The sequence below is a fragment of the Tardiphaga sp. 839_C3_N1_4 genome (genome assembly GCF_051811045.1).
Taxonomy (GTDB): domain Bacteria; phylum Pseudomonadota; class Alphaproteobacteria; order Rhizobiales; family Xanthobacteraceae; genus Tardiphaga.
Genome location: NZ_JBPWQD010000001.1, coordinates 4,972,718 through 4,987,282, shown reverse-complemented (window position 1 = coordinate 4,987,282; position 14,565 = coordinate 4,972,718). Strand labels below are relative to the sequence as shown.

Below are 14,565 nucleotides of genomic sequence, written 5' to 3'. Positions count from 1 at the left end.
GTTCGGCAGCAAGCGACACGCCGCCATTGCAGACCCACAAGACCGATTGCGACGCAGGGTCATGCCGTCTCGCCAAACTGCAGATGATGCGTATAGTTGCGTATCACCTGAAGGTGAGTTTGCAAGAAAGTGGGAGAGGAAGCGAGATGTTTTCACATGTCATGATCGGCACCAACGACCTCGAAGCCGCAAAGTCGTTTTATGACAAGCTGCTCGGCACGCTGGGCGTCCCGCCCGGCGCCGTCGATCGCCACCGGGTATTCTGGCGGACCAAGACCGGTACTTTCTCGGTGTCGAAGCCGATCAATGGCGAGCCTGCTTGCGCTGCCAATGGCGGCACCATCGGCTTTCTCGCCAAGTCACAGGAGGAGGCCGATGCCTGGCACGCCGCCGGCATCGCCAATGGCGCCACCACATGCGAAGAGCCGCCGGGCATCCGCGAAGGTGGCGTGAAGCTCTATCTCGCCTATCTCAGGGATCCCGACGGCAACAAGCTGTGCGCGCTATATCGCTTGCCGAAAGAGGACGTTGCGAGCTGACCTTCCAAACGAAAAACGCCCGGCTTTTCAGCCGGGCGTTTAATGAAATCCATGCGGGCCAGTTACATCGCCTTGACGATGTTCTCCGTCACCTTCTTCGCGTCCCCGAGCAGCATCATCGTGTTGTCGCGATAGAACAGCGGGTTGTCGATGCCGGCATAGCCGGACGCCAGCGAGCGCTTGATGAACATGACCGTGCCGGCCTTCCAGACCTGCAGCACCGGCATGCCGTAGATCGGCGAGGTCTTGTCGTCTTCCGCCGCCGGATTGGTGACGTCGTTGGCGCCGATCACGAAGGCGATGTCAGCCTGCGCGAATTCCGAATTGATGTCCTCGAGTTCGAACACCTCATCATAAGGCACGTTGGCTTCCGCCAGCAGCACGTTCATGTGGCCGGGCATACGGCCTGCCACCGGATGAATGGCGTATTTCACCTCGACGCCTTCCTTCTTCAGCGTGTCGGCCATTTCGCGCAGCGCGTGCTGGGCCTGTGCCACCGCCATGCCGTAGCCGGGCACGATGATGACCTTCTGCGCGTTCTTCATGATGAAGGCCGCATCATCGGCCGAGCCGAGCTTGGCCGGCTTCTGTTCGCCCGAGCCGCCACCGGCTGCAGCGGTCTCGCCGCCGAAGCCGCCGAGGATCACCGAGATGAAGGAGCGGTTCATCGCGTGGCACATGATGTAGGACAGGATCGCGCCCGACGAGCCAACCAGCGCGCCGGTGATGATCAGCGCCGAATTGCCCAGCGTGAAGCCGATGCCGGCGGCTGCCCAGCCCGAATAGGAGTTCAGCATCGAAATCACGACCGGCATGTCGGCGCCGCCGATCGGGATGATCAGCAGGGCGCCGAGCACCAGCGCGATGACGGTGATGAGCCAGAAGTCGACCGCACTGCCCGAACGGACCAGACCGAAGATGAAGAACACCAGCGCCAGGCCGAGCGCGATATTGATGATGTGACGTGCCGGAAGGATGATCGGCGCGCCGCTCATCCGGCCAGAGAGCTTGGCGAACGCGATCACCGAGCCGGTGAAGGTCAGCGCGCCAATGGCGACGCCGAGCGACATTTCAACGAGGCTCGCGCCGACGATCTTCTTGGTCACCGGATCGAGAATGCCAAAGGCTTCCGGCGCATAGAACGCACCCGCGGCGACTAGCACCGCGGCCATGCCGACCAGCGAGTGGAACGCGGCGACCAGTTCGGGCATCGAGGTCATCGGCACGCGCTTGGCGATGACGGCACCGATGCTGCCACCGATGGCGATACCGAGGATCACCAGGACCCAGCCGAGTGCGTCGGCCGGCGGATGCGCGGCCAGCGTGGTGCCCACGGCGATGACCATGCCGGCCATACCGAGGAAATTGCCCTGGCGGCTGGACGCCGGGCTGGACAGCCCGCGCAGCGACAGGATGAAGAGGATGCCCGCGACGAGATAGAGCAGTGCGGCGAGATTGGCGTTCATCGGGCTGCCCTTACTTCTTTTTCTTCTGGTACATCGCAAGCATGCGCTGCGTGACCAGGAAGCCGCCGAAAATATTGACGCATGCAAAGATCAGCGCGACGAAGCCGAAGCCGCGCGCCAAGGCGCCGCCACTGCCGACCATGTTGACGCCGACCGCGAGCAGTGCGCCGACCACGATCACCGAGGAGATCGCGTTGGTCACCGACATCAGCGGCGTATGCAGCGCAGGGGTCACCGACCACACCACGAAATAGCCGACAAACACGGCGAGCACGAAGATCGAGAGCTGAAAGACGAACGGGCTGACCAGTGAGGCATGATCCATGGCAGCGCTCCTTAAGCGGTCTTCGGCTGGAAATTCGGATGAATGACGGCGCCGTCCTTGGTCAAGGCCGTTGCCTTGACCAGTTCGTCGTCCCAGTTCACCGCGAGTGCCTTGGTCTCTTTGTTGACCAGCGTTTCGATGAACGAGAACAGATTGCGCGCATAGAGGCTCGACGCCGAGGCGGCGACGCGGCCGGCGACATTGGTATAACCAACGATCTTGATGCCGTTGACGTCAGCGACTTCGCCGGGCTTGGCGCCTTCGACATTGCCACCGCGTTCGACAGCGAGGTCGACCAGCACCGAACCGGGCTTCATGGACGCCACCATCTCGGCGGTGACCAGACGCGGCGCCGGACGACCCGGGATCAGCGCCGTGGTGATGATGATGTCCTGCTTCTTGATGTGCTCGGCGGTCAGCGCGGCCTGCTTGGCCTGATATTCCTTGGACATTTCCTTGGCGTAGCCGCCAGCAGTCTGCGCGTTCTTGAACTCGTCGTCTTCCACCGCGAGGAATTTCGCGCCGAGACTCTCGACCTGCTCTTTCGTCGCAGGGCGCACGTCCGTCGCGGTGACCACCGCGCCCAAGCGGCGCGCGGTCGCGATCGCCTGCAGGCCGGCCACGCCGACGCCCATGACGAACACCTTGGCGGCCGGAATAGTGCCAGCGGCGGTCATCATCATCGGGAAGGCGCGGCCGAAGCTCTCGGCGGCCTCGATGACGGCGCGGTAGCCGGCGAGATTGGCTTGGCTCGACAGCACGTCCATCACCTGCGCGCGGGTGATGCGCGGCATCAGCTCCATCGCGAAGGCCGACACGCCGGCATCGGCCATCGCCTTCAGCGCCGCGTCGTTGCCATAGGGATCCATGATCGCGATCACCAGCGCACCGCGCTTGTAACCGGCGAGTTCGGACACCTCGGGACGCTTCACCTTGATGACGATGTCGGCATCCTTCACCGCATCGGCGCTGATGGTGGCGCCCACGGCCGTGTATTCCGAATCCGGCAAGCCGGACTTGATGCCGGCGCCAGGCTCAATCGCCACATCGACGCCGAGCGCCTTGAACTTCTTCACCGTGTCGGGCGAGATCGCCACGCGCGGTTCGGACGGATCGATTTCCTTGGCAACGGCAATCTTCATGGGGCCTCCGGCGGCGCAAGGCACGCGCGTGAGCAAATAGGACAGGACGCCACCCGAATCGGACGGCGCAATCGGCGATAGATCAGGTGAGGAAGATGCCCATCAGGGCCACGATGGCGACGACGCCGATAGTGCCCCACTTCACCAGCACGAGAAAGCCCTCATAGGTCTGCTCATGCGCCGGATAGTCGTTGCCATCGGCCGTGGTGTAAGCGACTTCGCTGTGATCGGACATCAGGGTCTCCCGCCTCGTATTTCGTATGTTGCCACGGAATTAGCGCAATTGGATATGGAGAGCAACGGTTCGTGGCATACCACGGCAATCTTTGCATACCGCAGTGCGTCAGGCGGGCCAGTTGTCGCGAATCCAGCGCGTGAGCGATTGCTCGCTGACTTCGCCGGCAGCGAGGGAGAGGATGATCGAGGTCGATTGCGCGGGATCGGGACTGAAGGCGACACGATTCTTGTCCAAGAAGATCATCATGCTCATGAACGCGATACGCTTGTTGCCGTCCACGAACGCATGGTTCTTCGCGAGCCCATACGCATAAGCCGCAGCCAGTTCGGCTAGCTCCGATTGCTCGTAACGCCATTTGTTGATCGGACGCTCCAGCGCCGATCGCAAGATCCCCTCGTCGCGTAAGCCTGCTGCCCCACCAAAGCGGCGCAACTGGCGGCTGTGGATGGCAATAGCTTGCTCATAGGTGATCCAGCGCGGCTCGATCGGGACGGTCATTTATGCTTTCGTCATTTGGCCAATGCGGCGAGTGTGTCCTTGTATTTTTCCATGATGCGATCGGCGATCTCGATCGTCTCTTCGAAATCTGGATCGTAGGGCGTGAGTTGGACTCCACCTCCAGCCAACTCTGTCACGTGCAATTCCTGACCCCGCTTTAGGTCGAGCCGCTGCATCAATTCCTTCGGCAACAAGAGGCCATCGGAATTGCCGATTTTCTTGATCTCAAGTTTCATGTTCAGTCTCCTGATGCGTGGCCACAATCGGCCGGGTTGCCGTCTAGTTCGACCTCATCCCCTGAAACGCCAAAGGGCGCGTTATACAGGTGTATAACGCACCCTTTGGGCTCGTTCAACAACGTTTTACGGCACCCTACCCCATCGCCTCCAGCTCATCGATCATCCCGGCGATGACCGACAACCCGCCATCCCAAAAAGTCGGATCCTTGGCATCCAGCCCGAACGGTTTCAGCAGTTCGGAATAGTGCTTGGTGCCGCCGGCGGCGAGCATCGCGAGGTAGCGATCCGCAAAACCTTCCTGGGCGTTCTCGTAGACCGCATAGAGCGAGTTCACGAGACAATCGCCGAAGGCATAGGCATAGACGTAGAACGGCGAATGGATGAAGTGCGGAATGTACATCCAGAAGTTCTCGTAACCCGGCTTGATCTCGATCGCCGGCCCGAGACTTTCGGTCTGCACGCTGAGCCAGAGTTCGCCGAGCCGCTGCGCGGTGAGTTCGCCGTGGCGACGCTCGGTGTGAACAGCGCGCTCGAATGAATAGAACGCGATCTGCCGCACCACCGTGTTGATCATGTCCTCGACCTTGCCCGCGAGCAATGCCTGGCGCTGCTTGGCACTCTTGGTCTGTGACAGCAGCCGCTTGAAGGTCAGCATTTCACCGAACACGCTGGCGGTTTCGGCCAGCGTCAGCGGTGTCGGCGCCATCAGCGCACCGTTGCGGGCAGCGAGCACCTGATGCACACCATGGCCGAGTTCATGGGCGAGCGTCATCACGTCACGCGGCTTGCCCTGATAATTCATCAGCACATAGGGATGCGCCGACGGCGTGGTCGGATGCGAGAACGCTCCGGGCGCCTTGCCCGGGCGCACCGGCGCATCGATCCAGCGATCGGTGAAGAAGCGCTTGGCGATATTGGCCATGTCGGGTGAAAACGCGCCATAGGCGGTCAGCACCATGTCCTGCGCGTCCGACCATGGAATCGTGCCGGTCGGTGCGAATGGCAGCGGCGCGTTGCGGTCCCAATGGGCGAGCTTCTTCTTGCCGAACCAGCGTGCCTTCAACTGATAGTAGCGATGCGACAGCCGGGGATAGGCTGATCGTACCGACGACACCAGTGCATCGACGACTTCGCGCTCGACGCGATTGTTGAGATGGCGGGAATCCGCAATGTCCTGGAAACCGCGCCAGCGGTCGGAGATTTCCTTGTCCTTGGCCAGCGTGTTGGTGATCAGCGCAAAGGTGCGCTCATTGGCCTTGAAGGTCTTCGCCAGCGCCTGCCCCGCCGCCTTGCGCTTGGCGGGCGCGCGGTCCTGCAGCATGGTCAGCGTCGGCTCGATCGCCAGCTCCTTGCCACCGAGCTTGAAGCGAAGCCCCGCGATGGTCTGGTCGAACAGGCGGTTGAAGGCACCATAGCCGGTCTGGGACTTCTCGTGAAACAGCTGCTCGACGCGGTCTTCGAGCTGATAGGGCTTGTCCTTGCGGCTGTCTTCGATCCACGGCCGGTAGTGGCCAAGCTCGGGCGTCTGCATCGCCTGCTCGATCACGGCATCGTCGACACGATTGAGTTCGAGGCCAAAGAAGAGGAGATGCACCGACGCTGCGGTGATGCGCTCGGACACGTCGCCGTAGAATTTCGAAATCGCGGGATCGACGCTATCACCGGCATGGACGAGGCCGGCATAGGAGCCAAGCCGGCCGGCGAGATCGTCGATCGCCTCATAGCGTTTCACTGCACCAGCGAGCCAAACGCCCCCGCCCGGCTTGGCGGTCTCTTCCGCGAGCTTGCCCTTGTAGTCCGCTTCGAATGCCGCGCATTCGACATCGATCTTGTCGAGATCCCCGGCAATCTCCGGCGCGTCGATCGCCGTGTAGAGATCCGCGAGATTCCATTCCGGCAGCTTGCCCCCCGGCGATTTGGCCGATGATTTCGACACCACCTTGCTCACCGCTTTTTTGACCGGAGCGGATTTGCGCGAAACAGTTTTGCGGAAAGCGGTCTTTCGAGAAGGCTTGGCGGTCCGGGCAGTCGCAGATTTCGTCATGAATACTTTCGGTTGGATGCAGCCGTCACACGAAAGCAGCGAGCTGCGGAGCGAAATGGACAAGCAGTTCTTCGCCCTCGATCATCAAGGGTTCGATCTCGTCATGAAGCATATGGCGAATCGTACACCACACCATGACAATCCGTGCGACAAGCCACCATCGCGTCCCGCGCAGCGCAGTGCGGGCATGCGCCGCCACCAGCGGCAGGCTGCGATGCTCGAACAACAGGCGCCCGGTGCCGTCTTCGAGAATGTACCGGCCGTCCACGCGCGATACGCACAATTCGCAGGCCTGCTCCGGCTGCGGTCCCAGCAGATAGAGCTGCGCATCGCCGTTCTCAGTGATGCCTGTCTCCCATTCGCGGCCGCGATGCCCGAGATTGATCGTGTCGGCAAGCGTGGCGAGCTCGGTCTCGCTCCACGCGCCCTGCAGCGGTTTGCGCTGAAATGCGATGACGTTCATTTGGGTGCTCCAAACAGCAGCCGGTGCAATTCCGGCTCGTAATAGACCAGCAAATGTTTTGCGAAGGCGGCCGGCTCCAGACCGAGCTGAATGGCCCATGCTTCCATCGTTTCGGTGGGCACCCGACTGAAGCCGTTCTCAACCTGCGAGATGAACGTGTAATATTTGAGACCAAGTTTTGCGGCGAGATCGACCTGCGACAACCCGGCTTCCGCGCGTCGCGCTTTTAGCCAATCCCCAGCCTGTTTTCGCAACTGCCGCGCTTCCGGCAAGGCTTTGCCGCGCTGCACTCCAGCGAAATCCTCTTGATTTTCGCCACGTTTCATGATTACGAAACTATCCAATATGAATTAAAGATCTGACGACTTCCTGTAGCACGACTATCAAGCTGCAAGAACGTTGCGGACGGGATGAAACGATACCCGACGGGACAACGATGGCCTTTACGGATCGCAACAGCATCGGCTGCAAGTATGCGCCTCCTGCCCCTCACCGGGTCAAGGAGCTGTTTGCCGCAAGCCTTCTGCTGGCGCTGACCGCAGCACTGGCCTTGCGCGCATTTGTCTCGCTCGATGCGCTGGCGCCGATGGTCGCCACCCTGCTATTCGCACTTGCAGCATTGATGGCCGGTGGCGCGCTGCTTCCGCGGAACTTCGCGCGGCGCGCGACCTGGTTCGATGTCGCCGGCGTCCTGACCTTCATCGGGGTCGGCATCACCATTCTCATCGAGCCCGACCAGATGGTTCGGCTTGTCACCCTCTCGGATCAACCCGAGTAACGGATCGGATCAACCGCGGGATCAAACCCGCATGTTTTGCAAAGCACGACTTTTAACAAGCACGTCCTGGCCCGGGCCCCTCTGGCAGTTCACCCGAACTGTGATGTCGGACTGGACGTTCATACGGAGTGGCCCACATGACTGAGTTCTTCACCGCTGAAGCTATGACTGCACTTTTCCAGGTCGTGATGATCGATCTGGTTCTCGCCGGCGACAACGCCATCGTGATTGGCCTTGCGGCCGCCGGCCTTCCCAAGGAACAGCGCGGCAAGGCCATCCTGATCGGTATCGTCGCCGCCACCATCCTGCGCATCGGCTTCGCCAGCATCACCGTTCAACTGCTGCAGATCATCGGTTTGCTTCTGGCCGGCGGCATCCTCTTGCTGTGGGTGTGCTGGAAGATGTGGCGCGAATTGCGCGCTGGGCATGAGCACGATCTCGACGAGCTCGAAAAGCTCAACGCCGACGGCACGGCCAACGGCCCGCGCAAGACGCTCGGCCAGGCGATCTGGCAGATCACCGTCGCCGATGTGTCGATGTCGCTGGACAACGTGCTCGCGGTCGCGGGCGCGGCGCGTGAACACCCGAGCATCCTGATCTTCGGCCTCGTGCTGTCGATCGCGCTGATGGGTCTCGCCGCCTCCTTCATCGCCAAGCTGCTGCAGAAGCACCGCTGGATCGCCTATGTCGGCCTCGCCATCATTCTCTACGTGGCGGGTGACATGATCTATCGCGGCGCCCGCGAAGTCTGGCCCTATGCGACGGCTTACCTCGCCCCGGTGTTATGAAAGCATTAAGGCTTTGATCGCCATGGTGGCTCAAATCGGGACATACCCGCTCTGGAGTTGCCATGGCCGAACGAATCCTCATCGCAGATGACGACGCCGTCCAGCGCCGCCTCCTCGAGAACATGGTGCAGCGTTGCGGCTATGAGGCCATCACGGTCGATAGCGGCGATGCCGCCATCGCCCGGCTGACCGATCCCGAAGCAGCCGCCATCGATGCCCTAGTCCTCGACCTGATGATGCCCGGCCTCGACGGCATGGGCGTGCTCGACAAAATCCGCGACACCGGCCTCACCGTCCCCGTCATCGTCCAGACCGCCCATGGCGGTATCGAGAATGTTGTGTCCGCCATGCGTGCCGGCGCACATGATTTCGTCGTCAAACCTGTCGGCGTCGAACGTCTGCAGGTGAGCCTGCGCAATGCGCTCAATACCAGTGCGTTGAAAGGCGAATTGCAGCGCATCAGGCACAGCCGCGAAGGCAAGCTCACTTTTGCCGACATCGTCACCCGCAATGCCGGCATGGACGCCGTGCTGCGCACCGCACGCAAGGCGGCGACCTCCACGATCCCCGTGCTGATCGAAGGCGAGTCCGGTGTCGGCAAGGAATTGATTGCGCGCGCCATCCACGGCTCGGGCGAACGCAGCAGCAAGCCGTTCGTGGCCGTGAATTGCGGCGCCATTCCCGACAACCTCGTGGAGTCGATCCTGTTCGGCCACGAGAAGGGCGCCTTTACCGGCGCCACCGACCGGCATCTTGGCAAGTTTGTCGAGGCTCACGGCGGCACGCTGTTTCTCGACGAAGTCGGCGAGCTACCGCTATCGGCACAAGTGAAGCTGCTGCGCGCGCTTCAGGAAGGTTCGGTCGAGGCCGTGGGCGGGCGCAAGCCGGTCAAGGTCGACGTCCGCATCATCTCGGCCACCAACCGCAAGCTGCTCGATCTCGTAAAAGCCGGGCAATTCCGCGAAGACCTGTTCTATCGCCTGCATGTGCTGCCGCTAACGGTGCCGCCGCTGCGGGCGCGCCGCGAGGACATCCCGTATCTGCTGCGACATTTCCTGGCGCGTTTCTGCGCCGAGGAGAACAAACCGATTACCAGCATCGCCGGCGACGCCATGACGATGCTCACGCAGCTCGACTGGCCAGGCAATATCCGGCAGCTGGAAAATGCCGTCTACCGCGCCGTGGTGATGAGCGAAGGCGATCAACTCGGACTGGCCGACTTCCCGCAAACGACCGCGCACACTCCATCGATCGTGGCATCGGCGGTCGCGCCACTGATTGTAGACTCCGTCTTCCACACGATGGCGCCGACCATGGTACCCGGCATCGACGCAGCCCCGATATCGCTCGCCGCCGGAAGCCTGTCCATGTTGACAGCAGAGAACGAGGTAAGGGCACTGGAAGAGCTCGAATCCGAGATCATCCGCTTTGCCATTGCGCATTATCGCGGCCAGATGTCGGAAGTCGCACGGCGCCTCAAAATCGGCCGGTCGACGCTCTACCGCAAGCTCGATGAGGCAGCGGAGAAAGATTCATCGATTGCGGATTCCGCACCGTCGAACTGAACTTCTCGCCTCCCACGCGATTGAACATGTTGTTGCGATCGTTATGGAACTTGAACCGTTGCGGTCTGGTGACACACAAAGTCAAAAGCATCGGTGAAACCTCAGTATGCGTTGCAAACCGGGGAGGTTGAGGTCAGTTTGTTGTGACTTGTCCGACAAGCGCTAGCGCTTGTGCCGGGCGCGTGTATCGTCTGCACAGGAAGCGCTCTGAATCGGAGCGAGCAGGCAAAACAGCGCGACTGCTTCAACCGAAGCTGATGAAGTCAGACTAGAACTGTTCCATGCCGGAACAGCTCACCTAACGAGGTGCGAGAATGCGAGACTATTCCAAGGGCCGCTCGGGATTCGACCGCGTGCTGATGGCCGTGGCCGCTACGTTCCTGACGGTTTCCGCTGGTGCCGCAGCTGCTGCCCAGAGCGCAGCGCCCCGCGACAGTGTCTCCGAACTCGCCATCGATGCGGCGGTGCCGCGCCCGGAACCCGCCAACGTAGCCCCGCCGACCGCTGCCGACTTCAAGGCCGATGCACCGAAGGCCGAGACCACCGCGTCCGTGCCGGACGCGACCCGGACGTCCGAGAAAACCATCGGCTCGACCTCGACCGATACGCCAAAGGCAACCGAGGCCGCGCAAGCGCCTGCGGATGTGAAGCCGAGCGAGGCTGTAACCGCGCCCGCCGCTGCGACACCGCCGGCCGCGACTGCTGTGGCACCTCCTGCGCCCGCAGCCGAGCCGCCGAAGGATGTCGCCAAGGACATCGCCAAGCCCGCGACCACCGTTGCGTCCAGCGATCAGCCGGTCGCCGAGAAACTGCGCGATATGTTCGGCGCCAAGTCCACGCGCTATTTCGACCGCAAGGGCGAGCGCGCCGCGGTCGAGAAGTTCTACACCGCACGTGACTTCGCTCCGATCTGGACGCAGGCTGGCGCGGCGACTCCTGCCGCCAAGGGCGTCATTGCGCGCCTCAAGGACGCCGCTTCTGACGGCCTCGACGCTGCCGATTATCCGGTGCCGGATTTCACCGTGGCGAATACGCCCGATGCGCTCGCCGAGGCGGAACTGAAGCTCACCGCCAGCATGCTCGACTATGCCCGCCAGGCGCAGAGCGGCCGCATGCACTGGTCGCAGGTGACCGGCGACATCATGTATCCGGAACATCCGACCGATCCGGCAGAAGTGCTCGCCAATATCTCGACGGCGAAGAACGCTTCGGCAGCCCTCGACGCCTACAACCCGCCGCACAAGGGCTATCAGGAGCTGAAGAAGAAGCTCGCTGAACTGCGCGGCGAAACCGCAACGCCGGTACAGCCGATCGGCGAAGGCCCGGCTCTGCGTTTCGCCAAGGCCACGAAGAAAAATCCGAACCCGACCGTGATGGACGACCCGCGCGTGCCGTTACTGCGCGCTCGCCTCAATGTCGAGAGTCCGGCCGAGACCAAATACGACGCTGCCGTCGCCGAGGCCGTTCGCAAGTATCAGGCCAGCAACGATCTGAAGGCCACCGGCGTACTAGACGAGGCGACCGTGCGCGCGATGAATTCGCCGAAGCGCGATCGCCACATCGATACGGTGCTGGTCAACATGGAGCGCTGGCGCTGGCTGCCACGCCAGCTCGGCGCGTCCGCAGTCGGCAATGCCTACGTGATGCTGAACATCCCGGACTATACGCTGAAAGTGATGCAGAACGGCGCGCAGGTCTGGACCACACGCGTCGTCGTCGGCAAGCCGGGCAATCACGCCACGCCGCTGATGACCGAGACGATGAAGTACATCACGGTCAACCCGACCTGGAACGTGCCGCCATCGATCATCTACAACGAATACCTGCCCGCTTTGCAGCAGGACCCAACGGTGCTTGACCGCATGGGCCTCAAGCTGACGCGCAATTCCGACGGCAGCATCCACATTGCGCAGCCGCCCGGTGAAGCCAACGCGCTGGGCCGCATCCGCTTCAACTTCCCGAACAAGTTCCTCGTCTATCAGCACGATACGCCGGACAAGAACCTGTTCGGCCGCGACGAGCGGGCCTTCAGCCACGGCTGCATGCGCGTGCAGAATCCGGATCAATACGCCGCGACGCTGCTGAACATCACGATGCCGAACGAGCACTACACGCCGGAGAAGGTTCGCGGCATGTATGGCCGCAGCGAGATCGACCTGAAATTCCCGACGCCGATCCCGGTGAACATCACGTACCAGACTGCTTTCGTCGATGACGCTGGCAAGCTGCAGCTGCGCAAGGACATCTACGGCCGTGACGCGCAGATGATGCAGTTGCTCCGTGGCGGCAAGAACAAGGATCTGGAACAGGTAGTCGCCCGGGCCCAGCCGAGCTATTCGCGCCCGCGCGCGGATATCCCGCAGGGCGTGGCCTTTAACGACAACGGCTCGCGCATGGCCAGCAATGGCGGCCTGTCCTTCTTCGAGCGCCTGTTCGGCGGCGGTGCGCCGACACCACAGCCGGTTGCACCCGGCCAACGGCCGCGCCGCACGGTGACCCGCTAAACTGCGACGTCGGCATTAAAAATCTGAAGACTTATCAAGGGCTTTACCTTCCGGTGGAGCCCTTTTTACGTTTCGTTCTTTATTCAGATTAACCATCGTCCATCTGGAACCCGGCAGCGGGCTATTTTTCGCCATACTCAATGGGTTAAGTTTAATGGCTGGCTGAAAAGCCCGCTTGGGGGGATGGGTTGTAAATCTCGGTTAACCCTCCCGTTTTAAGAGTACGTTCACTCTCTGTCGCCGCATGGGGTAGCGAGAGAGTTGTCGACTTGGGTGGGTTCATACGTGCTGAGCGGTTTCGCACGCAAAACGAGATTGCGGACATCGCGCGCTGGCTTTCATGCCGGCCTCGCTTCTGTTCTGCTGATGGCAGGCGCCAGCTCCGTCCATAACGCCACCGCTCTCGACGAAACCCGCACCCTCTCTTTCCACCACACTCATTCCGGCGAAGACCTCACCGTCACGTTCAAGCGCAACGGCCGCTATGACGACGACGCGATGAAGAAGATCAACTACTTCCTCCGCGACTGGCGCAGCCAGGACCAGACCAACATGGATCGTCGCCTGTTCGACATCCTCTGGGAGGTCTACCGCGACGTCGACGGCAAGGCGCCGATCCAAATTATCTCCGCCTATCGCTCTCCCACCACCAACGCCATGCTCCGTCGCCGCTCGTCCGGCGTCGCTCGCGCAAGCCAGCATATGCTCGGCCACGCGATGGACTTCTTCATTCCCGGCGTGGCGCTGGAAAAGATCCGCTTCGCCGGCCTGCGCCTGCAGCGCGGCGGCGTCGGCTTCTATCCGACTTCCGGCTCGCCTTTCGTACATCTCGACACCGGCAGCATCCGTCACTGGCCGCGCATGACGCATGACCAGCTGGCGCGCGTCTTCCCCGACGGCCGCACCGTGCATCTCCCCACCGACGGCCGTCCATTGGCTGGCTATCAGCTGGCGATGGCTGAGATCGAGAAGCGCGGCGATGGCGATAGTGCAGCTTTTGCCAAGAGCAAGCCGGGCCTGTTCGCCTCACTGTTCCGTGGCGGCAAGTCGAATGACGACGAAGACGAGAGCGCAGCAGCCGCGATCGCCCCCGCCAAGCCATCGCCTGTGGGCATGATGGCCGCCGCGATGCCTGCGAAACCGATCGATACGAAACAGGCCGAAACGAAGCTGGCTGAAACGAAGTCCTCGGACCCCGTCCCGATGCCGCGCTCCAAGCCGGCCGCAGCGGCGACCTATCAGCTCGCGTCGGCTGACACCGAGACCGTTCCGGTACCGCGCCCGAAGGCACCGATTCCGGCGCCCGCAGCCAAGACCGACAACCGGCCGCAGACTCCGGCCGATATTATCAATGCCCGCGGCTTCTGGGATGATATGCCGGCGCCGAAACAGGCCACGCCGCAGCAGGTCGCCGCGATCACCGCACGGCAGGCCTTGGCCAATGTGGTCGATCCGCAGCCGACCGCCACCGAGTCCAGCTTCGCCAAGGCGATGGCCTATGCGCCACCGGCCAACTCGCCAGTTGACCGCGCCAATGTCGTCGCCGCCAGTGCGCCGATCCCACGTAGCATGCGTCCGGCCTCCGTGGCCAAGAACCCGATGGCTGTGAACAACATCACCACCGTGGTTGCGAAGGGCGCACAGGGCCAGACCAGCACTATTGCAGTCGCGACCCGCCTCACCGCCGCTGCAATTCCTGACAACCACGTCTGGATGCGCGCGATGATCCTGGCGCCGAGCGCGACCACGTCGATGTCGGCCTCGGTGATGGGCGACGGCGACATGACCATCCTGCGCGCACACTTCGTCAAACCGCAGGCGGTGGTAGCGATGACTTTCTCGGATGATCCGCAGCTCGGTCTGGTCTGCGAGCGCTTCACCGGCTCGGCAACGGCCTCGCTTGCGACGACAGCATTCGTGCTGCGCACGGCGGCGCTGCGTTAAGAGCGCGAATTTCTCAGACTATAATGGTGTCA

Annotated in this window: 15 protein-coding genes; 6 read left to right on the top strand and 9 right to left on the bottom strand. The window is 62.2% G+C overall.

Annotation, left to right across the window (positions count from 1 at the left end):
- The first annotated feature begins 146 nt into the window (after nt 1-146).
- Nucleotides 147-539 carry a VOC family protein gene (locus tag AB8A38_RS23850; protein ID WP_315843848.1) on the top strand — a complete coding sequence of 131 codons (393 nt, stop codon included), beginning with the start codon at nt 147-149 and terminating at the stop codon, nt 537-539.
- A gap of 62 nt (nt 540-601) precedes the next feature.
- Here AB8A38_RS23850 and AB8A38_RS23845 read toward each other — a convergent pair whose 3' ends face one another.
- From AB8A38_RS23845 to AB8A38_RS23805, 9 genes are all read right to left on the bottom strand, one after another.
- Nucleotides 602-2,005: an NAD(P)(+) transhydrogenase (Re/Si-specific) subunit beta gene (locus tag AB8A38_RS23845; RefSeq protein WP_439087654.1), complete on the bottom strand. Its 1,404-nt coding sequence runs from the start codon at nt 2,003-2,005 to the stop codon at nt 602-604.
- Nucleotides 2,006-2,015: 10 nt separating this feature from the next.
- Nucleotides 2,016-2,330: a proton-translocating transhydrogenase family protein gene (locus tag AB8A38_RS23840; RefSeq protein ID WP_089265888.1), complete on the bottom strand. Its 315-nt coding sequence runs from the start codon at nt 2,328-2,330 to the stop codon at nt 2,016-2,018.
- 11 nt (nt 2,331-2,341) lie between these two features.
- Nucleotides 2,342-3,472, bottom strand: coding sequence for a Re/Si-specific NAD(P)(+) transhydrogenase subunit alpha (locus AB8A38_RS23835; protein WP_120287134.1), 1,131 nt, complete (start codon nt 3,470-3,472; stop codon nt 2,342-2,344).
- Between the two features lie 82 nt (nt 3,473-3,554).
- Nucleotides 3,555-3,707, bottom strand: a complete 153-nt coding sequence (locus AB8A38_RS23830; RefSeq protein ID WP_068728814.1) for an aa3-type cytochrome c oxidase subunit IV — start codon at nt 3,705-3,707, stop codon at nt 3,555-3,557.
- A 108-nt stretch (nt 3,708-3,815) separates the two neighbouring features.
- Entirely contained in the window at nt 3,816-4,208 is a 393-nt protein-coding gene (locus AB8A38_RS23825) for a type II toxin-antitoxin system death-on-curing family toxin (protein WP_439087653.1), read from the bottom strand.
- 11 nt (nt 4,209-4,219) lie between these two features.
- Complete coding sequence (locus AB8A38_RS23820) at nt 4,220-4,444, bottom strand: AbrB/MazE/SpoVT family DNA-binding domain-containing protein (protein ID WP_315843852.1); 225 nt, start codon at nt 4,442-4,444, stop codon at nt 4,220-4,222.
- Nucleotides 4,445-4,580: 136 nt separating this feature from the next.
- Complete coding sequence (locus tag AB8A38_RS23815; RefSeq protein ID WP_439087652.1) at nt 4,581-6,491, bottom strand: M3 family oligoendopeptidase; 1,911 nt, start codon at nt 6,489-6,491, stop codon at nt 4,581-4,583.
- Between the two features lie 25 nt (nt 6,492-6,516).
- Nucleotides 6,517-6,954, bottom strand: a complete 438-nt coding sequence (locus AB8A38_RS23810) for a hypothetical protein (protein ID WP_439087651.1) — start codon at nt 6,952-6,954, stop codon at nt 6,517-6,519.
- Nucleotides 6,951-7,280, bottom strand: a complete 330-nt coding sequence (locus AB8A38_RS23805) for a helix-turn-helix domain-containing protein (protein ID WP_089265882.1) — start codon at nt 7,278-7,280, stop codon at nt 6,951-6,953. The genes AB8A38_RS23810 and AB8A38_RS23805 overlap by 4 nt, the downstream gene beginning before the upstream one ends.
- 110 nt (nt 7,281-7,390) lie before the next feature.
- On the opposite strand from AB8A38_RS23805, the gene AB8A38_RS23800 reads away from it, so the two are divergent.
- The 5 genes from AB8A38_RS23800 to AB8A38_RS23780 all read left to right on the top strand — a co-directional run bounded on the left by AB8A38_RS23800 (nt 7,391) and on the right by AB8A38_RS23780 (nt 14,533).
- Nucleotides 7,391-7,732: a hypothetical protein gene (locus tag AB8A38_RS23800; protein ID WP_315843855.1), complete on the top strand. Its 342-nt coding sequence runs from the start codon at nt 7,391-7,393 to the stop codon at nt 7,730-7,732.
- A 137-nt stretch (nt 7,733-7,869) separates the two neighbouring features.
- The gene (locus tag AB8A38_RS23795) at nt 7,870-8,520 is read left to right on the top strand and encodes a TerC family protein (RefSeq protein ID WP_439087650.1); all 651 of its coding nucleotides are present in this window, start codon (nt 7,870-7,872) and stop codon (nt 8,518-8,520) included.
- A 62-nt stretch (nt 8,521-8,582) separates the two neighbouring features.
- Entirely contained in the window at nt 8,583-10,085 is a 1,503-nt protein-coding gene (locus AB8A38_RS23790; protein WP_439087649.1) for a sigma-54-dependent transcriptional regulator, read from the top strand.
- Between the two features lie 314 nt (nt 10,086-10,399).
- On the top strand, nt 10,400-12,589 hold the full coding sequence (locus tag AB8A38_RS23785) for a L,D-transpeptidase family protein (RefSeq protein WP_439087648.1): 2,190 nt from the start codon (nt 10,400-10,402) through the stop codon (nt 12,587-12,589).
- Between the two features lie 285 nt (nt 12,590-12,874).
- Complete coding sequence (locus AB8A38_RS23780; RefSeq protein WP_439087647.1) at nt 12,875-14,533, top strand: DUF882 domain-containing protein; 1,659 nt, start codon at nt 12,875-12,877, stop codon at nt 14,531-14,533.
- Nucleotides 14,534-14,565 lie beyond the last annotated feature (32 nt).